A 21,677-nucleotide genomic window follows, 5' to 3' on the forward strand; every position below is an offset into this window, starting at 1 on the left:
GGTCCCGGCAGCCGTCTCAGTGCTCCGGTTCGGTGACGAAGTCGACGAGCCGCTCCACCGCGCCGATGAGGGTGGCGTCGAGATCACGGAAGGTCTTCACCGAAGGGTACACCCGGTGCCAGCCGTCCCTGGGCGTCCCCCAGCCGAGTCGCCGGCACACGCCGGTCTTCCAGTCCTCGCCACGCGGCACCCGCGGCCATTCCCGGATACCGACGGACGCCGGCTTCACCGCCTCCCAGATGTCGATGTACGGGTGACCTGTGACCATGACATGGTCGCGGACCCGTCGGTCGAGCCCCTCGATCAGACGGGTTTCCTTGGAACCTTCCACCAGGTGGTCGGCGAGCACCCCGACACGGCGTCCCGAACCGGGGTTGAAGTCGGCGAGCATCTCCGGAAGATTGTCGAGCCCCTCGATGAACTCGACGACCACACCCTCGACACGCAGGTCATGGCCCCAGACCTGCTCCACGATCGCGGCGTCGTGCAGTCCCTCCACCCAGATCCGGGACGGTGCGGCGACCTTCGCCCGGACGTCCGCGACCTTCCGGGACCCGGAGTTGGAGCGCTCGGGTGCCCGCTTCTCCACGTGCCGCACCAGCGTGACAGGGCGTCCCTCCAGCCGGAAGGCCCCCGGACGGAGTTTGAACAGCCGGTCCCTGCCGTGGCGGTCCTCCAGCCGTACGAAGTCACCGTCATAGGTGCGCTCAAAGCCGGTGACCGCCCCCACCCACTCACCGTCCGCGGTCTCCACGACCAGCCCGGGCGTCGCCGGGACCTCCGGTGGGGCGGTACGCCGGGACCGGTGTCCGCCGGCCCCTCCTGCACTACCCGAGCCGCCGAGAATGTCCCGTCCGTATCTGTCGCTGTAACCCATGGGCGTGAATTCTAGGCGGAGAGCGCTAGGCTGTGACGAATGACCACACCCAGGCCCGCACTCGGCACCTCGCTGCGCGAACAGCTCTGGTCCCCGGTGCAGAACTCCACCCTGTGGCTCGGCTGGTGGCTGCACGGCCTCCTGTCCGCCGACGACGTCATCGACGCCTTCACCGAGGTCCAGGGCCCCGCGCACACCCTGCTGGTGGACGTCGCCTCCGGCGACCCCTTTGACGGGGAGTTCGCAGGACGCCCCACCTCCCTTGTCGACATGCTCCGCGCGGTGCGTGCCGTCACCGCTGACGCCCCGGTCTCCGTCTCGGACCGACCGTTGGTCGGGCTCGTCCTCGCCGGACCCGGCGATGTGCCGGCCCTCCCCGCCGGCAGTCGTGGTGCTGCGGCGGTGGCGGCTGCCGGTGCCGGCATCACCGTGGCGGACGCCGACCCGGAGGTGCTCCACGTCCTCGTGCCGCAGCTGCTCGACCGTTCGATGGTCCAGTGGACCTGGTACCGGACAGAGGGACGGGCCCCCGCGCTGGCCGTCCACTCGCCCGGGGACGCGGACCGGCTCCTCACCGAGGCGACGGAGCAGGCCGCCGGACTCATCGAGTCCGACGGCCTGTTGCCCGCCCGGCACCGCGCGCCACGGATGGCCGTCGGGGCACTCAGCGACTACTTCGGCTTGCCCGGTCTACCGGTCGGGGTCAGCCCACGGGCCGCGAAGCTGATGGCCAGGGCCGACGTTGTCGCCTCGATCATCGAGGTGACCCGTACCTCCGAGGCCGGCGCCTCACTGGATCCGCGCATCCTCCCCCTGTCACGCGCAGTGCGCACCGCGCGGACGACGGCTGTCGACCACGCGATGCGCGAATTGTTGCGGTGAGCTCTTACTCGATCATCCGGACGGCGTAGGGCATGGCGCCGCTCCACCGTACGTCGGAGACCTTGACGACGTCTCCGGACTGCGGGGCCTCCAGCATCTTGCCGTCGCCCAGGTAGAGCGCGACGTGGCTGCTGCCGCCGATGCCCCAGAAGAGCATGTCGCCGCGGCGGGCCTGGTCCACCGGGACCTGGGGGCCGGCGGTGTACTGGTAGCCCGAGTACTTCGGCAGTTCCACACCGGCGGCGGCGAAGGCGAAGACCATGAGTCCAGAGCAGTCGTAACCGACCTTGGCGTAGTCGCCGTAGGCGTCAGCGACACCGCCGTCCCGGACACCGAGCGTGGGCCCGTCAGCGTTGCCTCCACCCCAGGAGTACGGGGTTCCGAGGGCGCTCATACCGCGGTCGATGACCCGCTCGATCTTCTCGGACGCGGTGCCGGAGGCATCAGGAGTGGAGACATCGCCGCTGCCACCGGGCTGGACACCCGTCCCCGGAAGCGTTCCGGTGGCTTCCCCATCACCGGAGGGTGCTTCCGGCAGTGAGCCGTAGGACTCTGCCGCGGAACTCTGGGCCGCACCAGTGGCTGCAGCGAGGGGATCCTCACCGTTCATGCTGGCGGTGACACCTGCGACGGCGGCAGCACCGGCGGCACCCAGAAGTCCGTCGATGGCAGCCTGACGACGGTCATCTCCGGCGGTGTCCGAGCTGAAGGTCGAGCCGGCTGCCTCATCCTCTGCGGGAGCCTCTTCCTGGGCCTTCGTCAGGTCATCTCCATTGACCTCGGAGGTATCCTCCGTGGTGGCACCGTCCGCGTTCTCCGCAACGGTCCCGGTGAGATCCTGGGCGCCGGTGGTGTCCGCGGTTGCTTCGGCGGTGTCGACCGTCCCGGGTGAGGTGACCTGAGGCGTCTCGGTGGCCCCTGCGGTCTCCGTGGTGTCAACGACCTCGGTGGCTTCCGTGGCTTCCGTGGCCGGAGCGGTGTCGATCTTGGACACCGCGGTCTCCGCCGCACGACGCTTGTCGAAGGAGGTGGCACCCTCTTCCCTGCCGGCACGGTCGACTGCGGCGCGGGCGGCGGAAAGCTGCTCACGGGCGGTGTCTGCGTCAGCAAGGAGCTTGCTGTGCTCGTCGGCCCGGGAGGCGAGATCCTGCTGAATCCTCTCGAACCGGGCCCGGGCATCGTCCTGCGCCTGCTGGGCCGCTGCAACGAGGTCATCCGCTTTGTCACGGGCCTCACGGAGCGAGGCTTCCTCGTTCGCGGCCTGGGTACGCGCCAGATCCAGACGGTCAACCTCGGCCTGCTGACGCTCGGAGGCCATCCTGATGTAGGTGGCACGGTCGATGGCGTCGTCGGCGCTTGACCCGGCGGCCAGCGGCACGGCGGAGGCGTCGCCACCCTGGGTGTAGGCGGAACGGGCGATCTCGCCGAGATCGGACTGCGCAGTGCCGAGTTCGTCCTCACTTCCGCCGAGGCGGGAGCGCGCATCGGTGACCTGGTCCTGTGCATCCTGTGCGTCGTGGGTGCTCCGGTCGAAGTCGACCTGGGACTTGTTGACGGACTCACGGAGTCCGCCCAGCTCGAGTTCCAGTGAGTTGACCTCGTCCTCGGCCGCGGAGACGCGGGAGACCAGGTCGGCCAGGTAAGCCTCGGCGCCGGTGTCGGAGGCTTCGTCGGCCACAGCCGGGCTTACCTGGGTGGTGAGGCCGGCGGTCACGGCGACAGCCAGCAGGGCTCCTGTACCTCGTGCAGTTGCCCCGCGGGCACGGCCACGGGTTGTCAGTCGAAGTGCCACGGTGATGGTCTCCTCGTGCGAGTGGGCGGAAAAAGTCAGTTCCGGCAGTCCACCGGTTCGGCACCCGTTCCTCCCGCTTCCCCACGGGAGGAGGTCGGGGCCCGGGGTGGTGGCCCGCCTGCGTCGTTGATGTTTCGTGACCTTCGGAACCGAGCGGTCAACCTCTCGCTTCACTTAGATCACGAATCGTTACCAAACGACGACAGGTGCACCGTAGGCCACACCCACCCCGTAAGGAACCTGAATAACATCATTCACATCTGTCACCATGAGCAACACCGGCCACTCTTCGTCTGTGACCTGCAGGGATCCTGCGTGAAATAGTGAATGTGATCTGTATCACACAATGTAACGAACCGGCGTGTCGCCTTGAGATCTCCCGGCGAGGTCAACTCAAAGTCTCGACATTGTGTTGACATCTGTCAGGTCCCTACACTTGACGATTCGACACCGCGGCAGTCCGGAGCGACCGTGCCGTGATCGGGGCGGAATGTGGACAACAGGCTCGTCAAGGGTCTGGGCCTGACCTGGGTGTTCGTCTCGACCTCCGTGTGGTCCGGAGCGGCGTGGGTTTCCTCGGGTTCACCGAACGGGGCGGGATGCCTGCCGCCGGGGCTCCCGGGACGTTCTCTACGGGGCCCCTGTCCGGCTTTACTTGTGCGGTGTCCCCCGTGCGGCTCCCCTCTGTGGATCCAGTGACCCCGCGACTGTGCCGACTTGAGGTCCAGCCTGTGTGTGAGGGACGTCGAATTCAGTCGTTTCCTGAAGGTGGCGATTACAGAACGGGTATGACAGTGTGTCGAGTCCGGTCGTCTGCCTTACCGTCCGGCACTGGAAATGCCCCCGAACCGGCGATTCCCACCTGCGATTATGTAGCAATACAGTCGTACTGTTATGGTGGATGAGACGGATCACACGTCACTGTTGCACAATGGTGGCACGCCTCACGCCCGCGGTGTCTTTACGGACGCTGCAGACCAGGTCCACGGTTGTGCTTGAGGTGAGACGTCCAGACGAACGTCACACAACGACGAAATATAACGAGAAGAGATTCAGGAGCACTCACGTGACTGAAAGCAAGAACTCGTTCGGTGCCAAGGGGACACTCGAGGTTGGCGACCGCACGTACGACATTTTCCGCCTCAGCGCGGTCCCGGGCACGGAAAAGCTGCCCTACTCCCTGAAGGTGCTCGCCGAGAACCTCCTCCGTAACGAGGACGGCGCGAACATCACCAAGGAGCACATCGAGGCCATCGCGAACTGGGATCCCTCCGCGGAGCCCAGCATCGAGATCCAGTTCACCCCGGCACGTGTGGTCATGCAGGACTTCACCGGTGTCGCCTGCGTGGTCGACCTCGCCACCATCCGTGACGCGGTCGTGGCCCTCGGCGGTAACGCTGACGACGTCAACCCGCTGAACCCGGCAGAGATGGTCATCGACCACTCCGTCATCATCGAGAACTTCGGTGACTCTTCGGCTCTCGAGAAGAACGTCGACATCGAGTACCAGCGCAACGAGGAGCGCTACAAGCTCCTCCGCTGGGCCACCGGCGCCTTCGACAACCTGCGCGTCGTCCCCCCGGGAACCGGCATTGTCCACCAGGTCAACATCGAGTACCTGGCCCGTTCCGTCTTCGACAACAACGGCCTGGCCTACCCGGACACCTGCGTCGGTACCGACTCCCACACCACCATGGAGAACGGCCTGGGCATCCTGGGCTGGGGCGTCGGCGGCATCGAGGCCGAGGCTGCCATGCTCGGCCAGCCGATTTCCATGCTGATCCCGCGCGTCGTCGGCTTCAAGCTGACCGGCGACATCCCGGTGGGCGTCACCGCCACCGACGTGGTGCTGACCATCACCGACATGCTTCGCCAGCACGGCGTGGTCGGCAAGTTCGTCGAGTTCTACGGCAAGGGTGTCTCCAAGCTGCCGCTCGCGAACCGCGCCACCATCGGCAACATGTCCCCGGAGTTCGGTTCCACCGCCGCGATCTTCCCGATCGACGAGGAAACCGTCAACTACCTGCGTCTGACCGGCCGCGACGAGGAGACCCTCGCCCGCGTCGAGTCGTACGCCAAGGAACAGGGCATGTGGCTGGACGCCGCGACGGCCGACGAGAACGAGCCGGCCTTCTCCGAGTACCTCGAGCTGGACCTGTCCACCGTGGTGCCGTCCATCGCCGGCCCGAAGCGCCCGCAGGACCGCATCGAGCTGGCCGATTCCAAGGCTCAGTTCCGCAAGGACCTGCACAACTACACCGACAGCACCTCGGGCTCCCAGGACGCCCAGGACTTCGTCGCCGAGGGTGGCAACGTCGGGGGCCACACCGGTAACCCGGCCACCGCCGCGGACGCCAAGGGTCACATCCCCTCCGCTGCCGCGGGGAACGAGGGACGTCCGTCCAACCCGATCGAGGTCACCTACAACGGTGAGGACATGATCCTCGACCACGGTATGGTCGGCATCGCCTCCATCACCTCCTGCACCAACACCTCGAACCCGTCCGTCATGGTCGGCGCCGGCCTGATCGCACGCAAGGCCGCCGCCAAGGGTCTGAAGTCCGCTCCGTGGGTCAAGACCTCTGTCGCCCCGGGTTCCCAGGTCGTCACCGGCTACTTCGAGAAGGCCGATCTGTGGAAGGACCTGGAGGCCATGGGCTTCTACCTCGTGGGTTACGGCTGCACCACCTGCATCGGCAACTCCGGCCCGCTGCCGGAGCCGATCTCGAAGGGCATCAACGACGCCGACCTGGCCGCCACCGCGGTCCTGTCCGGCAACCGTAACTTCGAGGGTCGCATCTCCCCCGACATCAAGATGAACTACCTGGCGTCCCCGATCCTGGTCATCGCCTACGCGATCGCCGGCACCATGGACTTCGACTTCGAGACCCAGGCCCTCGGTCAGGACCAGGACGGCAACGATGTCTTCCTGAAGGACATCTGGCCCTCCACCGAGGAGATCGAAGAGGTCATCAAGTCTTCCATCACCCAGGAGCTCTACTCCGAGGACTACGCCGACGTCTTCAAGGGCGACCAGCGCTGGCAGTCCCTGCCCGTGCCGGAGGGCAAGACCTTCGCGTGGGACGAGCAGTCCACCTACATCCGTCGTGCCCCGTACTTCGACGGCATGAGCCAGGAGCCGGAGGCGGTCAACGACATCCACGGCGCCCGCGTCCTCGCTCTGCTGGGCGACTCGGTCACCACCGACCACATCTCCCCGGCGTCCTCTATCAAGCCCGGCACCCCCGCCGCGCAGTACCTGGACTCCTTCGGTGTGGAGCGCAAGGACTACAACTCCCTGGGTTCCCGTCGTGGTAACCACGAAGTCATGGTCCGCGGTACCTTCGCGAACATCCGTCTGCAGAACCAGCTGCTCGACGGTGTCTCCGGTGGATACACCCGTGACTTCACCCAGGAGGGTGGCCCGCAGTCGTTCATCTACGACGCCTCCGTCAACTACGCCAACGAGGGCACCCCGCTGGTCGTCCTCGGCGGCAAGGAGTACGGCACCGGTTCCTCCCGTGACTGGGCTGCCAAGGGCACCCTGCTGCTGGGCATCAAGGCCGTCATCGCCGAGAGCTTCGAGCGTATCCACCGCTCCAACCTCATCGGTATGGGCGTTGTCCCGCTGCAGTTCCCGGCCGGCGAGTCCTGGAAGTCCCTGGGCCTCGACGGTACCGAGACCTTCGACATCTCCGGTATCGAGAAGCTGAACGAGGGCTCCACCCCGGAGACCATCAAGGTCACCGCGACCAAGGAGGACGGCTCTGTCATCGAGTTCGACGCGGACACCCGCATCGACACCCCCGGTGAGGCCGACTACTACCGTAACGGTGGCATCCTCCAGTTCGTGCTGCGCAACATGATGAAGAACGCCTGATACAGGCGCTCTTCTCCCGAAAGGGGCACACCGCATGCCGAAGGTCAGCGACAGCGACCTTTCCGAGCGGCGGTCCGACATCCTGGCGGCGGCCCGTATGTGCTTCGTCACCTACGGGTACGACGGCGCCACCGTGTCGCGGTTGGAGAAGGCCACCGGGAAATCCCGGGGAGCCATCTTCCACCACTTCCAGAACAAGGAGACCCTGTTCCGGACAGTGGCACACCGCGACATGCTCCGGATGACGGAACTGGCGTCCACCCGAGGCATGATCGGTCTCATCAGGTACATCCTGGAGGAACCCGATCTGATCAACTGGTGGAGTCTCCGCGTGGAGATCACCCGGCGCATCCGCGTCGACGAGGAACTCCGCGACACCTGGGACGCCGACCAGAAGGCACTGCGTGCGGCGGTCACCGACCGTCTCACCGAGCAGCGGGACAGTGGACGTCTCCGGACGGACATCGATCTCGAGACAACCATCCAGCTGCTGGAACTGACCCTCGAGGGGGTCATGTCCCACCTCGGTTCAGACCGGGTCAGTGACCGGCTCCCGGAAGCTCTGGATCTCATCGAGCAGTCGCTGCGAGCCTGACGGTCCCCGTTCGCCAAGGCCGAACCACAGACAACCCGCCACCCCACCCCGGGGCGGCGGGTCTCGTCTGTTTCGGAGGCGGTAGCAATGAGCGGAATGATCGCGATCATGACCGTCACCGGACGGGACCACACCGGAATCATCGCCGCAGTCTCCACCGCCTGCGCCGATCTGTCCATCAACATCCGCAACGTCTCACAGACGATCATGGACGAGTGGTTCACCATGATCCTCCATGTTGAGCTTCCCGGTGATCTCGACGTCGCTGCCGTCGATGAGCGCATGGCACTGGTGGAGGACGAGCAGAAACTCGTCATCACCATCCAGTCCCAGGCCATCTTCGATGCTATGCACCACATCTGAGGGGTCTGACGAACAGATGACCGCCGCATTCCTACCCTCGTCCTCCATCCTCGAGACCATCGCGATGATCCAGCGCTACCGGCTGGACATCCGCACCGTCACGATGGGCATCAACCTGCTCCCCTGCGTCCGTGCGACCTCCGCCGCCACCTGTGACGCGGTGTACGACATGGTCACCACCAGGGCCCGGAACCTCGTCCCGGTCGCCCGCGGTATCGAACGTGAGCTCGGGATACCCATCGCCAACAAGCGTGTCTCTGTCACTCCTGTCGCCATCGTCGCCTCCGCGGTGCCGGGCTGCGACCCGGTGGACATCGCCCGCGCCCTCGACCGGGCGGCCGCCGAGATCGGCGTGGACTTCATCGGGGGCTACTCCGCTCTCGTCGAGAAAGGCGGCACCGAGGGCGACAAGCGGCTGATCCGGTCGATTCCCGAGGCCCTCAGTGAGACGGAGGTGGTGTGCTCCTCGGTGAACATCGGCTCGTCCCGCGCCGGCATCAACATGAACGCGGTCCGTGAGATGGGCGGGGTCGTCCGGGGTTGTGCCGAGGCCACCGCTGACCGCGGTTCGATCGCCGCAGCCAAACTCGTGGTCTTCTGCAACGCCGTCGGCGACAACCCCTTCATGGCGGGCGCGTTCCACGGGGTCGAGGAGCCGGACTGCGTCATCAATGTCGGTGTCTCGGGCCCTGGAGTGGTTGACCGCGCGGTCGCTGCCGTGGGTCAGGACGCGACACTCAACGAGATCGCCGAGGAGATCAAGAAGGCGGCCTTCAAGATCACCCGCACCGGCCAGCTCGTCGGCACGATGGCCGCTGACCGGTTGGGCGTCCCCTTCGGGATCGTCGACCTGTCACTGGCACCCACCGCGGAGATGGGTGACTCGGTCGCCCACATCCTCGAGCACATGGGTCTTGACCAGGTCGGTACCCACGGCACCACAGCGGCACTGGCGCTGCTCAATGACGCGGTGAAGAAAGGCGGCATGATGGCCTGTTCGCGGGTCGGTGGGCTGTCCGGATCCTTCATTCCTGTGAGTGAGGACGCCGGCATGATCGAGGCTGTCCGTGCCGGAAACCTCACCGTCGACAAGCTTGAGGCCATGACCGCCATCTGTTCGGTGGGTCTGGACATGATCGCGGTGCCCGGCGACACGACGGCCGCCGCGATCGCCGGCATGATCGCCGATGAGGCAGCCATCGGCATGATGAACCACAAGACCACCGCAGTCCGCGTCATACCGGCGATCGGCTGCGGTGTCGGTGACGACGTGGACTTCGGTGGGCTCCTCGGGCACGCCCCGGTCATGCCGGTCCGCACCGTCCCCAACACGGCCTTCATCGACCGCGGCGGTTTCATCCCTGCTCCGGTCCACGGATTCCGGAACTGATATGCCGGTCCTCTTCGAGCATGCCCGTGCCACGGCCCAGGTCGCCGATCCCGGCGGATTCCTGCGTGACGGTGCAGACACCGGACGCTTCGACCACGCCTGCCCGGACAGTCCCGATGACCCGGCAGTGACCGACGCACTACGTTCCACCGGCCGGGTTCCGATTGCCGGGGTCTACGCTCTGGGCCTGTCTCTTCCTCAGTGGTCTCTTGTCGGCGTCGCCGGTGGCCTCGCACTGTTGGCGGTGATCTGCCTGTTTGCCGGTGCTCCCGTGGTCGCCCTGGTCTTCGTTGTCTTCGCGGTCTTCCTCGGCGGCCTGACCGCGTTCTCTGCCGGTCGGCGCCGTGAAGGGCTCCTGGCGCTGGACGCGGCTTGGAGGCAGGGGTGGGTTCGGTTCGCCCCGGCGAGGGTGGGAGCTGCCTGGCTCGACCGTGAGGTCCGGCACGGCCCGGCGATGGGGCCACGCGATGACCGCGGTCGTAACCAGGATGTGCGTCACTGGTACCGCGCAGGTGTCGAGGTCTTCCCCACTGACGGAACCGACCCGTTCACCGTCACCACCTCGCCGTTCCAGGTGCTCGCCGACCGGGACGGGAACCCGCGCGGTCTGCACACGGCTCCGGGCCCGCTCGATGTCAGCGAACCGGAATACTCCAACGGGTGGACGCTGGTCCGTTACGTCGCCGGTGCCCCCGAGGAATCCGCCACGGTGACCACGGGGCTCACCGAGACACAGATCCTCGCGGCGCTGGAGGCTGCCGGCGTCCGGTGACGGTCCTGCCCGTCACGCGTGTCCGACTACCCGTGTCCCACGGAGCCCTGCGACGTTCTTCGCCCCGCAGAGTGCCATGGTGAGTTCGAGCTCGGCGAGGACGTTCTGTATGACCTCCTCCGCGCCACGCCGGCCTGCCACAGCCAGCCCGTACATCCACGGACGGCCGAGGAGGACGGCGTCCGCTCCAAGGGCCAGTGCCACGGCGACGTCCCGGCCGGTGCGGATGCCGGAGTCCAGCAGCAGGGTCGGTTCATCGCCGAGGTGACGTCGGATCTCGATCAGTGCGTCAAGGGAGGAGACGGAACCGTCGACCTGGCGTCCACCGTGGTTGGAGACCACCACGGCATCCGCACCGACGGCAAAGGCGCGCTCGGCGTCCTCCGGATCGAGGATGCCCTTGAATACCACCGGCAGCGAGGTCCGGTCCTTGAGTGTGGCCAGCATGTCCCAGTCGAGGCCGGGGTTGGAGTAGGTGCCGAGGAAGGTCTCGACGGCGGCCCGGGGTTCCGGGGACAGCAGGTTGCGCAGCGTCCTTCCCGGGTGATGGCGGGCGATCGACAGCAGGGATGCCGCTGCAGCCGGTGTGATCCGGACATCCCCGGACGAGTCCGATCCGGCGCCACGGATCTTCGTACGCACCATGTCCATGTAGCGGGAGTCGGAGGTGTACTGGGCGATGCCCTGTCCACGGGAGAACGGCAGTGAACCGAGAGTGAGGTCCTGCGGGCGCCACCCCAGCACAGTCGTGTCCAGGGTGACGACCAGGGCTCCCGCCCCGGAGGCTTCAGCCCGTCGGATGAGACTGTCCACGAGTTCTTCATCCGTGGACCAGTAGAGCTGGAACCAGTGTCCGGCCGGTGCAGCCGCTGCGGCGGTGTCCTCCAGGGGCGAGCATCCCTGGTTGCTGATGACCATCGAGACGCCTGTCGCCGCCGCGGCACGGGCGGTGAGGAGATCGGCGTCCTTGTCGACGAGTGCTGAGGCGCCGATCGGCGCAAGGAGGACCGGGGAGGCGTAGTCCTCCCCGAACAGGGAGACCGTCAGGTCACGTTCCTTGACACCGTGGGCCATCCGCGGCACGAGTCTGTGCCGGTAGAAGGACTCACGGTTGGCGTCCATGGTGCGTCCCTCCCCTGCGCCGCCGGCGACGTATGCCCAGGCCTTCCGGGACATGTGCCGCCGGGCGGCACCCTCCAGTCCGGCAGCATCGGTGGGAACCGACGGTCGGAGACCGGACACCCCCGCCCGGTAGATACGGTCCTGGCGGGCGCGGCCGGCACCGGCCACAGCAGACGCCAGAGACAGGAACGTGGACTGTGTGTCACTTCGGGAAACCATTGTCCGACAGTAACCCCTGCCGACCCTCTCCGGGGTCGGAACGGGCGTTATGCGAGCTCGACGATCTCCATGTACTCGTCGGACCACAGGTCCTCGTCTCCGTCGGGGAGGACGATGACGCGCTCCGGCTCCAGGGCCTTGACCGCCCCCGGGTCGTGGGTGACCAGGACGACAGCGCCGGTGTAGGTGCGCAGGGCATCGAGAACCTGCTCACGGGACTGCGGGTCGAGGTTGTTGGTCGGCTCATCGAGCAGCAGCACATTCGCCCGGGAGCTGACCAGGGTGGCCAGGGCGAGTCGGGTCTGCTCACCGCCGGACAGCGTGCCGGCCGGCTGGTTGAGCTGCTCGCCGGAGAACATGAACGCACCCAGTAGACCGCGCAGGTCCTGCTCGTCGGCGTCCGGGCAGGCACTGATCGTGTTCTCCCAGACGGTGGCGTCCGGGTCGATGGTGTCGTGCTCCTGGGCGAAGTAGCCGATCTTGAGACCGTGGCCGGAGACGATGCCGCCCTCGCCGTCGGTGCGCTCCACACCGGCCAGCAGTTTGAGCAGCGTGGTCTTACCGGCACCGTTGTAGCCGAGGACGACCACGCGTGAACCCTTGTCGATGGCCAGGTCGACCCCGGCGAAGACTTCGAGGGAGCCGTACATCTTGGTCAGCCCCTTGGCGAACATCGGGGTCTTTCCGCAGGGGGCCGGCTCCGGGAACTTGATCGTCGCGACGTGGTCCTCCTGGCGGACATCGTCGAGACTGTCGATCATCTTGTCCGCACGGGCGAGCATCTGCTTGGCGGCGGCGGCCTTGGTGGCCTTCGCACCCAGCTTCGCGGCCTGCTTACGCAGTGCGTCCGCCTTCTTCTCGGCGTTGGCCTTCTCGCGGCGGCGACGGGCCTCGTCGGTGGCGCGGGCGTCCAGGTACTTCTTCCACGTCATGTTGTAGACGTCGGCCTCGCCGCGCACGGCGTCGAGGAACCAGACCTTGTTGACCACGTCATTGAGCAGCTCGACATCGTGGGAGATCATGACCAGGCCGCCCTCGTGCTTCTGAAGGAAGCCGCGCAGCCAGTTGATCGAGTCCGCGTCGAGGTGGTTGGTCGGCTCGTCGAGCAGCAGCGTCGTCTGCGACCGGCCGGAGCCAGAGGTCGCGGCGAAGAGGATCTGGGCGAGCTCCACGCGACGGCGCTGACCACCCGAGAGAGTCTTCAGCTGCTGGTCGAGAATGCGCTGCGGCAGGCCGAGCCCGTCACAGATACGGGCGGCCTCAGAATCGGCCTCGTAGCCGCCGAGGGCGCTGTAGCGCTCCTCCAGGCGGCTGTACTTGCTGATGGCCGCGTCCCGCTGGGCGTCGGTGCCGGATTCCATGAGTTCCTGCTGTCGGTCCATGGATGACCGGAGCTTGTCGAGCCCGCGCGCGGAGAGGATACGGTCCTGGGCGGTCTGCTCGATATCGCCCTCCTTGGAATCCTGCGGCAGGTAGCCGATCTCACCGGAGGTGATGACCTTGCCGCCGTAGGGTTCGGTCTCCCCGGAGAGGATGCGCATGGAGGTGGTCTTGCCGGCACCGTTGCGGCCGACGAGTCCGATCCGGTCTCCCGGCTGGACACGGAGCAGCTGGCCGGGGGCGTTGAGGAGGGTGCGGGCCCCCACTCGCACTTCAAGATCCTGGGTAACAATCACAACGGTCCAGCGTATCACGCAGATGATCAGGTTCCGCACCGTGGTCCGGTGTGACTGGACACACGGTCGTGGGGGTGGGCACCGCGCTCTCCACCTCCCTCCCAAGGAGAGAGAGACCGCGACGGGACAACCCGCAGGCGTCCCACCCCGCACTTCCGTGATCCCGGAGTCCCGCTTTCCACCCAAGCTCCGAGACGTCCTTTCCGGACACCTGCCGGCGTTCCTTGTGGACACGAATGAATATATATGACCGCAGGGTCATTCGCTAGAGAAAAGGTAATTATCCGTGGGGCGACTGTTACGTCGGGGGTGGTCGGTAAGTGCCACCGCCGTGAAAGACTCTGCAATGAATTCTGTTCACCCTGGTCAGGCGTGCCGTGGTTACGCAGCGTCGGTCCTCGGGCTTCCCTGGTCACGGGGGTAGGATGACTGCATGCACATCGCTGTCCTGGGCCTCGGGCCCGCCGGTTCCGTCCTCGCCCACCGTGCAGTGGCCAGGGGATGGACGGTCGACGGTTACGACCCCGCATGCCGGGACACCGACGGATCCCCCACCCTGCCTGAGTGGCGCAGTACCTACGGGCTACCCGTGGCCGCATTACCGGACTGGGCTAACTCCCTCATTCCTTTCTCTTCCGTCTCCCCCGGTCTCAGCGCGCACACACCCGGACACCGGGTCCTGGACTACGGCGGCTACGGGATGGTCGACCGTACGGCTCTCCGGGAGCGACTTGCCCCCGGCATCCGGCTGCACCGTCGCCGGGTGGATGCCCCGACCGCCCGGACCTTGGGGGTGGACGCCGTCATCGACTGCCGCGGAGTGGTCGACCGTCCGGGATCGGTGCGGCAGATCGCCTACGGGATCTTCCTGCCTCCGGAGACTGCGCAGGACGCCGGGCTCGCCACCTCGGAGTTCATGGACTGGCGCCCCTCTCCCCGGGCCTCAGAGCACAGGGAAGGAGGGCCGAGCTTCCTCTACGTCCAGGACCTCGGTGACCGGGTTCTCGTCGAGGAGACTGTTCTGGCGACCAGGACCTCGGCCCGGAAGATGCTCCCGGAACTGAGGCTGCGGCTGCTGTCCCGTCTCGGTGAGGTCGCCGTCCACGCCACCGGCACGGAAACCGTCCACTTCCCGATGGACCGCCGACGCCGTCCCTGGTACCTGGGCCCTGACGCGGACGGAGTCGCCACCTTTGGCGCCGCCGGGGGACTCACCCACCCGGCCACCGGTTACTCGGTCGCTGCTGCCGTCGCCGCCGCCGACAGGGTCCTCGACCAACTCGCCGACCACGCTGCCGGGCGACCTCTCCCCCGCCGTGACCGGCTCTCGGCCGCGTTGGCCTGGCGACTCCGCCTGCTCGGCGGCGAACTGATCATCCGGGCCGGTGCGGCGGTCCTCCCCGGATTCTTCGACGCCTTCTTCCGCCTGCCCGCCCGCCTGCAGCGCGGATACCTCGAAGGGCAGGACGCCCTGCCGGTCGCGGCGGCGATGTTCTCGCTGGCGCGCTTCCCGCGGGCTGTCCTGCCCTTCCTCCGCCCACTGCCGCAGGCGCTGTACTACACGCTGAAACCCAGGTAACGGAGCTGCTCCCGGCCTTCCTCGTTGATCATGTGGGGTCCCCACGGCGGGGACCAGACCCAGTTGATCCGCAGTTCGGAGATCTGGTCGATATTGCCGACCACGGCCGCCTGCGACTGGTCCTCGAGCATGTCCGTCAGCGGGCACGCCGGAGAGGTCAGGGTCATGTTGATGACCGCGACAGAGTCTCCCTCGCCCTCGACCCAGATGTCGTAGACCAGGCCCAGATCGACGACGTTGATGCCCAGCTCGGGGTCGATCACGTCGAGCATGTACTCCTCGATCTGACCGGCGAGCTGCACCTGCTCCGGCGTCTGGTCCTTCGGCGGCTCCGGCACGTCATTGAGTGGATTGGGATCCATCTGCGGGGCGGTCGGCTCAGCGGTGGTGTTCTCGTCACTCACAGCGGCTGTCCTTTCGGTTCGGTCGTATCGGGGTTCGGTGGGTACAGCGGATTCAGTGGGCGGGGCTCGGGTGTGGGATGCCGGCGTCCAGGGTGGCGGCCTCGAAGGCCTTCCAGCCCAGCAGGGCACACTTCACGCGGGCCGGGTACCGGGAGACGCCGGCGAAGGCGATGCCGTCACCGATGAGATCCTCGTCGCCTTCCTCCTCACCGCGGCTGGTCACCATCTTCTCGAACTCGGCGAGCTTGGCGAAGGCCTGCTCGACGGGGAGCCCGATGATCTCCTCGGCCATGACCGAGGTGGAGGCCTGGCTGATCGAGCAGCCCTGGGCGTCGTAGGAGACGTCCTCGACGGTCTTCTGGTCGTCGCTGAGGTGGACGCGCAGGGTCACCTCGTCACCGCAGGAGGTGTTCACATGGTGCACCTCGGCCTCGAAGGGCTCGCGGAGTCCCGCGTGCTGCGGGTTCTTGTAGTGGTCCAGGATGACTTCCTGGTACATCTGCTCGAGTTTCACGGTCAGTGTCTCTCTTTCTCCACCGGGGTCACCGGTGACTTACCGGGTGCCGAAGAAGTCCTGGGCGTGACGGACGCCGGCAACCAGCGCATTCACCTCGTCGCGCGTGTTGTAGATGTAGAAGCTCGCCCGGGCGGTGGCCTGGACCCCGAGGCAGCGGTGGACCGGCCACGCGCAGTGGTGTCCGACCCGGATGCAGATCCCCTGGTCGTCGAGCACCTGACCGAGGTCGTGCGGGTGGATACCGTCGACGACGAAGCTCACCGCGGAGCCGCGGTGCTCCGCTGTGGTCGGTCCGATGATCCGCACACCCTCGATCTCCTGCAGCTGCTCCAGGGCGTACGCGGTGAGGTCGTGCTCGTGGGCGGCGACAGCGTCCATCCCGAGGTTCTCGAGGTACGCGACCGCAGCACCCAGCCCGACAACCTGGGAGGTCATCTGGGTGCCGGCCTCGAACCGCTGCGGGACCTCGGCGAAGGTCGTCTTCTCCATGGTCACCAGCTCGATCATCGAGCCACCGGTGAGGAACGGCGGCAGTGCGTCCAACAGGGACGCCTTGCCGTAGAGGACGCCGACACCGTTCGGGCCGAGCATCTTGTGTCCGGAGAACGCCGCGAAGTCCACGTCGAGAGCCCGGAAGTCGACCGGCATGTGCGGCACCGACTGGCAGGCGTCGAGGACGAACAGCGCACCCACGGCGTGGGCCCGACGGACCGCCTCGTCGACATCCAGTTGCGCGCCGGTGACGTTCGACTGGTGGGACAGGGCGACGACCTTGGTCTTCTCCGACAGCTCCAGGCTGTCAAGGTCGATCCGGCCGTCCTCCGTGGCGGTGTACCAGCGCAGGGTCGCACCGGTACGCAGCGCCAGCTCCTGCCAGGGCACGAGGTTGGCGTGGTGTTCGACCTCGGAGATGACGATCTCGTCGCCCTCCCCGACCGCCAGGTCACCACAGCGCGGGTCGCCGAGGATGAAGGCGACCTCGTTGAGCGCCTCGGTGGCGTTCTTGGTGAACGCGATCTCGTGGCCGCGGGCACCGACGAAGCGGGCGATGGCGTCGCGGGCGTCCTCGTAGGCGTCAGTCGCTTCTTCGGCGATCTGGTAGGCGCCACGGTGGACCGGGGCGTTGTATTCCGTCAGGAAGGTCCGCTCGGCATCGAGGACCTGCAGCGGCCGTTGGGAGGTCGCCCCGGAGTCCAGGTACACGAGTGGACGACCTTCACGGACAGTCCGCGACAGGATCGGGAAATCCGCGCGTACTGCGGTGGTGTCCAGTGTCGTGATCATTCAGTCGGTCCCTCTTAAACCTTGTGGGTGTACTTCTCGTAACCGTGGGCCTCGAGCTCTTCAGCGAGCTCCGGGCCGCCGGACTCGACGATCTGGCCCTTGGCGAAAACGTGCACGAAGTCGGGCTTCACGTAGTTGAGGATGCGCTGGTAGTGCGTGATCAGCAGCAGGCCGCCGTTCTCGCGCTCCTTGTAGTTGTTGATGCCCTGGGAGACGATGCGCAGGGCATCGACGTCCAGGCCGGAGTCCGTCTCGTCCAGGACGGCGAACTTCGGCTTGAGCAGGCCGAGCTGGAGGATCTCGTGGCGCTTCTTCTCACCACCGGAGAAGCCCTCGTTGACGGAGCGTTCGGAGAAGCTCGGGTCGATCTCGAGCTCGTCCATGGCGGTACGCGCCTCCTTGACCCAGGAGCGCAGCTTCGGGGCCTCGCCGCGCACGGCGGTGGCCGCGGACCGGAGGAAGTTCGCCATGGAGACACCGGGCACCTCGACCGGGTACTGCATGGCGAGGAAGAGGCCGGCACGGGCCCGCTCGGACACGTCCATGTCCAGCAGGTTCTCACCGTCGAGGAGGACCTCGCCCTCGGTGATCTCGTACTTGGGGTGGCCGGCGATGGCGTAGGACAGGGTGGACTTGCCGGAGCCGTTCGGACCCATGATGGCGTGGGTCTCACCGGAGTTGATGGTGAGGTTCACACCGTGGAGGATCTTCTTGGGTTCCTCGCCCTCCTCCTGGGGGACGACCTGTGCGTGAATGTTCTTGATTTCGAGGGTGCTCATCGGATTGACGCTGCTTTCTTCTGCGTGTGGGTCTGCGGGACGGGGCGGTGTGTCACAGGACGGTGTTGGCGAGCTCCTGCTCGACAACGTCTTCGAGGCTGTTACGGACCTGTTCGACGGGCACCCGTCGGATGACGTCCGAGAAGAAGCCGCGGATGATGAGGCGGCGGGCCACCTCGTCAGGGATGCCGCGGGACATGAGGTAGAACATGTGCTCGTCGTCGAAGCGTCCCACGGTGGCGGCGTGACCGGCACCGACGATCTCGCCGGTCTGGATCTCCAGGTTCGGGATGGCGTCCGCCCGTGCACCGCCGGTGAGGACGAGGTTCTTGTTCGTCTCGTAGGTGTCGGTGCCCGTGGCGTCCGGCCGGATCAGGCAGTCACCGATCCACACGGTGCGTGCCTCGGTGCCGTGACGGCCCTCCTCGCCCTGCAGCGCGCCCTTGTAGAGGACGTTGGAGCGGCAGTTCGGCTGGCTGTGGTCGACAAGCAGACGCTGCTCGAAGTACTGGCCGGCGTCTGCGAAGTAGACGCCGAGCATCTCGGCGTCGCCGCCCGGGCCCGCGTAGCGCACGTGCGGCAGGGCGCGGACCACGTCGCCGCCGAAGATGGCGGAGGTGTGGCGGACGGTGGCGTCGCGTCCGACGAGGACGTGGGAATTGGACAGGTGCACGGCAGTGCGTCCCCAGTCCTCCCAGACGACGACGGTGAGCTGGGAACCGTCACCGAGCACGAACTCGAGGTTGTCGGAGTGGACGCCGTCGCCCTCGTAACGGATGACGACGACAGCCTCGGCGAAGTTGCCCAGGTCCACGACGGTGGTGCCGTAGGTGGTGACGTCGTCACCGGCGCCGGTGATCACGATGGTGACCGGCTCGGTCAGGACGGACTCCTTGTCGATGCTGATGTAGTCGGCGACCTCGCAGTGGGTCCAGGACTCGGCGGCGGGACGGTCGACCGGGAGGCCGGCGCGACCGACGCGCTCATCGTCCATGGGCAGCTCGGTGTAGGTGACACCGGCCTGGCCCGCGGTGTCCACGGAGATCTGCTGGCGGGCCGCGGGGGCACCGTCGTTCTTCTGCAGACCTCGCAGGCGGCGCAGCGGGGTGAAGCGCCAGTCCTCGTCCTTGCCGTACGGGACGGGGAAGTCCTCCGGGTTCGTGGACTGGAACCGGTCGCCCTTGGTGGGGGTCCGGTTCGCCGGAGTGACGGTTGACTGGGTAGTCGGGGTGGTCATGGGTTTAACCCACCGATCCTTCCATCTGCAGTTCGATCAGGCGGTTGAGTTCCAGCGCGTACTCCATCGGCAGCTCCTTGGCCACCGGCTCGACGAAGCCGCGGACGATCATCGCCATGGCCTCGTCCTCCTCCAGACCGCGGCTCATCAGGTAGAAGAGCTGGTCCTCGGAGACCTGGGACACCGTGGCCTCGTGACCCAGGGTCACGTGGTCGTTGCGGATGTCGTTGTAGGGGTAGGTGTCCGACCGGGAGATCGAGTCCACCAGCAGGGCGTCGCACTCCACACTCGAGGTCGAGTGGTGGGCGTCCTTGTTGACCTGGACGAGGCCACGGTAGGCCGCGCGGCCACCGTTGCGGGCCACCGACTTCGAGACGATGGTGCTCGAGGTGTACGGCGCCATGTGGACCATCTTGCCGCCGGTGTCCTGGGTCTGGCCCTCACCGGCGAAGCCGATGGAGAGCACGGTGCCCTTGGCGTGCGGACCGGTCATCCAGACCGCCGGGTACTTCATGGTGATCTTGGAGCCGATGTTGCCGTCGACCCACTCCATGGTCGCGCCCTCTTCGGCGCGGCAGCGCTGGGTCACCAGGTTGTAGACGTTGGTGGACCAGTTCTGGATGGTCGTGTATCGGCACCGACCGCCCTTCTTCACGATGATCTCGACGATCGCGGAGTGCAGCGAGTCCGACTGGTAGATCGGGGCGGTACAACCCTCGACGTAGTGCACGAAGGCGCCCTCGTCGACGATGATCAGGGTGCGCTCGAACTGACCCATGTTCTCGGTGTTGATGCGGAAATAGGCCTGCAGCGGGATCTCCACGTGGACGCCCTTGGGGACGTAGACGAAGGAGCCGCCGGACCACACCGCGGTGTTCAGCGCCGCGAACTTGTTGTCGCCGGCCGGGACAACGGTGCCGAAGTACTCCTTGAACAGGTCCGGGTGCTCCCGCAGTGCGGTATCGGTGTCGAGGAAGATGACACCCTGGGCCTCCAGATCCTCACGGATCTGGTGGTAGACGACCTCGGACTCGTACTGGGCGGCGACGCCGGCGACCAGGCGCTGCTTCTCCGCCTCGGGGATACCGAGCTTGTCGTAGGTGTTCTTGATGTCCTCGGGCAGCTCCTCCCAGGAGGTGGCCTGCTTCTCCGTGGAACGCACGAAGTACTTGAAGTCGTCGAAGTCGATGTCGTCGAGGTCTGCGCCCCAGGTCGGCATCGGCTTGCGCTCGAAGGTGTCGAGGGCCTTGAGCCGGCGCTCGAGCATCCACTCGGGCTCGTTCTTCTTCGCCGAGATCATGCGGACCACGTCCTCGGACAGCCCGCGCTCGGCCGTCTCACCGGCGAGGTCGGAATCGTGCCAGCCGTACTCGTAGGCGCCGATGGAGTCGATGATCGCGTCATCCTGACGCAGCTTGTCCTGGTCCTTGGCCAGGCGCGCCTCTTCGACGGCGTCCGGCGGTGTCTGTGCTGCTTGGGTCATGTCAGCTCTCCTTCTGGGAGGAAGGGTGGATTGTGGTCAGCGGAATGTGGGTGGTGCAGATGCCGTTGCCGTCGGCGATGGTCGCCAGCGGCTGTGTGTGCCGGCCGAGCAGTTCCGCGACTACCCGGTGTTCGGCGGCACACAGTTCGGGGAACTCGTGTGCCACGTCCTGGACAGGACAATGGTGACGGCAGATCTGGACGCCGCCGCCGGCGTGGTCGACGGTGGCCGCGTATCCGCGGGCAGTCAGGGCACCGGCGATATTGCGGGCCTGTTCGTCGACGGGTTCGTCGGCCTCCGGGTCGACCCCGCTGAAGAGTTCCTCCATGCGTTGGTCGGCGAAGCGGGCGACGGCGGCATCGCCACCGGTCTCCCGCAGTGCCCGGAGTGCCAGCAGTGCCAGACTGTCGTAATCATGTCCGAACTGTCCCCGGCCCGCGTCAGTGAGCCGGAACAGCCGGGCCGGTCGACCGCGTCCACGGGAACCGGCTGCTGTAGAACGGGGCGCCTCCACGGTCTCTGCGAGACCTTCGGCGACGATGTTGTCGAGGTGACGGCGGACGCCCGCGGCGCTGAGTCCCAGCGTGTCGCTGATGTCCGTCGCACTGACCGGGCCGTTCCGCAGGATCTGGGTCAGGATGGATCGTCGGGTGTCTCCCTCGCTCATCATGCCCACCTCCTTAGGTGCTGTGCCTGGTCCGGCCCGGAGAGTTTCCGGACCGGTCATGATTAGACAACACGAGTGTGGCGTAATTCCTTCCCGTTGTCTAATAAGGGTAGGCTGAGCTGCACTTTCGGAGGGAACGTAGCCCCGGGAATTACGCAA

General features: G+C 66.6%; 18 protein-coding genes. 7 read left to right on the top strand and 11 right to left on the bottom strand.

Features of this window, described 5'->3' with window-relative positions:
- Positions 1-16: 16 nt before the first annotated feature.
- Positions 17-877: a DUF3097 domain-containing protein gene (locus tag CVA01_RS06570; protein ID WP_141329519.1), complete on the bottom strand. Its 861-nt coding sequence runs from the start codon at positions 875-877 to the stop codon at positions 17-19.
- 39 nt (positions 878-916) lie between these two features.
- Between CVA01_RS06570 and CVA01_RS06575 the strand changes: the two genes are divergently transcribed.
- On the top strand, positions 917-1,759 hold the full coding sequence (locus CVA01_RS06575; protein WP_141329521.1) for an Rv1486c family protein: 843 nt from the start codon (positions 917-919) through the stop codon (positions 1,757-1,759).
- A 4-nt stretch (positions 1,760-1,763) separates the two neighbouring features.
- Here the strand turns inward: CVA01_RS06575 and CVA01_RS06580 are convergent, their stop codons facing one another.
- Positions 1,764-3,551 carry a DIP1281 family NlpC/P60 protein gene (locus CVA01_RS06580; RefSeq protein ID WP_244938184.1) on the bottom strand — a complete coding sequence of 596 codons (1,788 nt, stop codon included), beginning with the start codon at positions 3,549-3,551 and terminating at the stop codon, positions 1,764-1,766.
- 1,066 nt (positions 3,552-4,617) lie between these two features.
- Between CVA01_RS06580 and acnA the strand changes: the two genes are divergently transcribed.
- The 5 genes from acnA (at position 4,618) to CVA01_RS06605 (ending at position 10,551) form a co-directional block, all read left to right on the top strand.
- The gene (gene acnA / locus CVA01_RS06585; RefSeq protein WP_141329525.1) at positions 4,618-7,431 is read left to right on the top strand and encodes an aconitate hydratase AcnA; all 2,814 of its coding nucleotides are present in this window, start codon (positions 4,618-4,620) and stop codon (positions 7,429-7,431) included.
- A gap of 34 nt (positions 7,432-7,465) precedes the next feature.
- Positions 7,466-8,026: a TetR/AcrR family transcriptional regulator gene (locus tag CVA01_RS06590; RefSeq protein ID WP_014009973.1), complete on the top strand. Its 561-nt coding sequence runs from the start codon at positions 7,466-7,468 to the stop codon at positions 8,024-8,026.
- 96 nt (positions 8,027-8,122) lie between these two features.
- Entirely contained in the window at positions 8,123-8,389 is a 267-nt protein-coding gene (locus CVA01_RS06595) for an ACT domain-containing protein (protein WP_041630006.1), read from the top strand.
- A 16-nt stretch (positions 8,390-8,405) separates the two neighbouring features.
- Entirely contained in the window at positions 8,406-9,779 is a 1,374-nt protein-coding gene (locus CVA01_RS06600) for a PFL family protein (RefSeq protein WP_014009975.1), read from the top strand.
- Between the two features lies 1 nt (position 9,780).
- Positions 9,781-10,551: a hypothetical protein gene (locus tag CVA01_RS06605; RefSeq protein ID WP_141329527.1), complete on the top strand. Its 771-nt coding sequence runs from the start codon at positions 9,781-9,783 to the stop codon at positions 10,549-10,551.
- 12 nt (positions 10,552-10,563) lie between these two features.
- On the opposite strand, the gene CVA01_RS06610 is transcribed toward CVA01_RS06605, so the two are convergent.
- Together CVA01_RS06610 and CVA01_RS06615 are read right to left on the bottom strand one after the other, a co-directional pair.
- Positions 10,564-11,892, bottom strand: a complete 1,329-nt coding sequence (locus CVA01_RS06610; RefSeq protein WP_141329529.1) for an alpha-hydroxy-acid oxidizing protein — start codon at positions 11,890-11,892, stop codon at positions 10,564-10,566.
- A gap of 47 nt (positions 11,893-11,939) precedes the next feature.
- Positions 11,940-13,568 (bottom strand): ABC-F family ATP-binding cassette domain-containing protein, encoded by a 1,629-nt coding sequence (locus tag CVA01_RS06615; RefSeq protein WP_141329531.1) that lies wholly within the window; start codon positions 13,566-13,568, stop codon positions 11,940-11,942.
- Positions 13,569-14,001: 433 nt separating this feature from the next.
- On the opposite strand from CVA01_RS06615, the gene CVA01_RS06620 reads away from it, so the two are divergent.
- A complete protein-coding gene (locus CVA01_RS06620) occupies positions 14,002-15,147 on the top strand; it encodes a lycopene cyclase family protein (protein WP_014009978.1) in 1,146 nt (381 codons plus the stop codon).
- Here the strand turns inward: CVA01_RS06620 and CVA01_RS06625 are convergent.
- The 7 genes from CVA01_RS06625 to CVA01_RS06655 are packed head-to-tail and all read right to left on the bottom strand — an operon-like array spanning position 15,126 to position 21,518.
- A complete protein-coding gene (locus CVA01_RS06625; protein ID WP_014009979.1) occupies positions 15,126-15,551 on the bottom strand; it encodes a metal-sulfur cluster assembly factor in 426 nt (141 codons plus the stop codon). The two genes, CVA01_RS06620 and CVA01_RS06625, sit on opposite strands and share 22 nt — an antisense overlap.
- A gap of 52 nt (positions 15,552-15,603) precedes the next feature.
- A complete protein-coding gene (gene sufU, locus CVA01_RS06630; protein ID WP_041630007.1) occupies positions 15,604-16,065 on the bottom strand; it encodes a Fe-S cluster assembly sulfur transfer protein SufU in 462 nt (153 codons plus the stop codon).
- A gap of 39 nt (positions 16,066-16,104) precedes the next feature.
- Positions 16,105-17,352, bottom strand: coding sequence for a cysteine desulfurase (locus tag CVA01_RS06635; protein WP_141329533.1), 1,248 nt, complete (start codon positions 17,350-17,352; stop codon positions 16,105-16,107).
- A 14-nt stretch (positions 17,353-17,366) separates the two neighbouring features.
- A complete protein-coding gene (gene sufC, locus CVA01_RS06640) occupies positions 17,367-18,131 on the bottom strand; it encodes a Fe-S cluster assembly ATPase SufC (protein WP_014009982.1) in 765 nt (254 codons plus the stop codon).
- 52 nt (positions 18,132-18,183) lie between these two features.
- Positions 18,184-19,368: a Fe-S cluster assembly protein SufD gene (sufD, locus tag CVA01_RS06645; RefSeq protein WP_014009983.1), complete on the bottom strand. Its 1,185-nt coding sequence runs from the start codon at positions 19,366-19,368 to the stop codon at positions 18,184-18,186.
- A gap of 4 nt (positions 19,369-19,372) precedes the next feature.
- Complete coding sequence (gene sufB / locus CVA01_RS06650; RefSeq protein ID WP_014009984.1) at positions 19,373-20,851, bottom strand: Fe-S cluster assembly protein SufB; 1,479 nt, start codon at positions 20,849-20,851, stop codon at positions 19,373-19,375.
- A 1-nt stretch (position 20,852) separates the two neighbouring features.
- A complete protein-coding gene (locus CVA01_RS06655) occupies positions 20,853-21,518 on the bottom strand; it encodes a helix-turn-helix transcriptional regulator (RefSeq protein ID WP_014009985.1) in 666 nt (221 codons plus the stop codon).
- Between the last annotated feature and the right edge of the window lie 159 nt (positions 21,519-21,677).

It is taken from the genome of Corynebacterium variabile, assembly GCF_006539825.1.
GTDB lineage: Bacteria > Actinomycetota > Actinomycetes > Mycobacteriales > Mycobacteriaceae > Corynebacterium > Corynebacterium variabile.

Bases quoted from the DNA above. Each gene is read 5' to 3' on its own strand.
- CVA01_RS06570 (WP_141329519.1), bottom strand. From the start codon at position 877: ATGGGTTACAGCGACAGATACGGACGGGACATTCTCGGCGGCTCGGGT.
- sufB (WP_014009984.1), bottom strand. From the start codon at position 20,851: ATGACCCAAGCAGCACAGACACCGCCGGACGCCGTCGAAGAGGCGCGC.
- CVA01_RS06595 (WP_041630006.1), top strand. From the start codon at position 8,123: ATGATCGCGATCATGACCGTCACCGGACGGGACCACACCGGAATCATC.
- CVA01_RS06575 (WP_141329521.1), top strand. From the start codon at position 917: ATGACCACACCCAGGCCCGCACTCGGCACCTCGCTGCGCGAACAGCTC.
- CVA01_RS06610 (WP_141329529.1), bottom strand. From the start codon at position 11,892: ATGGTTTCCCGAAGTGACACACAGTCCACGTTCCTGTCTCTGGCGTCT.
- CVA01_RS06635 (WP_141329533.1), bottom strand. From the start codon at position 17,352: ATGATCACGACACTGGACACCACCGCAGTACGCGCGGATTTCCCGATC.
- sufC (WP_014009982.1), bottom strand. From the start codon at position 18,131: ATGAGCACCCTCGAAATCAAGAACATTCACGCACAGGTCGTCCCCCAG.
- CVA01_RS06590 (WP_014009973.1), top strand. From the start codon at position 7,466: ATGCCGAAGGTCAGCGACAGCGACCTTTCCGAGCGGCGGTCCGACATC.
- CVA01_RS06655 (WP_014009985.1), bottom strand. From the start codon at position 21,518: ATGAGCGAGGGAGACACCCGACGATCCATCCTGACCCAGATCCTGCGG.
- CVA01_RS06600 (WP_014009975.1), top strand. From the start codon at position 8,406: ATGACCGCCGCATTCCTACCCTCGTCCTCCATCCTCGAGACCATCGCG.
- sufD (WP_014009983.1), bottom strand. From the start codon at position 19,368: ATGACCACCCCGACTACCCAGTCAACCGTCACTCCGGCGAACCGGACC.
- CVA01_RS06605 (WP_141329527.1), top strand. From the start codon at position 9,781: ATGCCGGTCCTCTTCGAGCATGCCCGTGCCACGGCCCAGGTCGCCGAT.
- CVA01_RS06620 (WP_014009978.1), top strand. From the start codon at position 14,002: ATGCACATCGCTGTCCTGGGCCTCGGGCCCGCCGGTTCCGTCCTCGCC.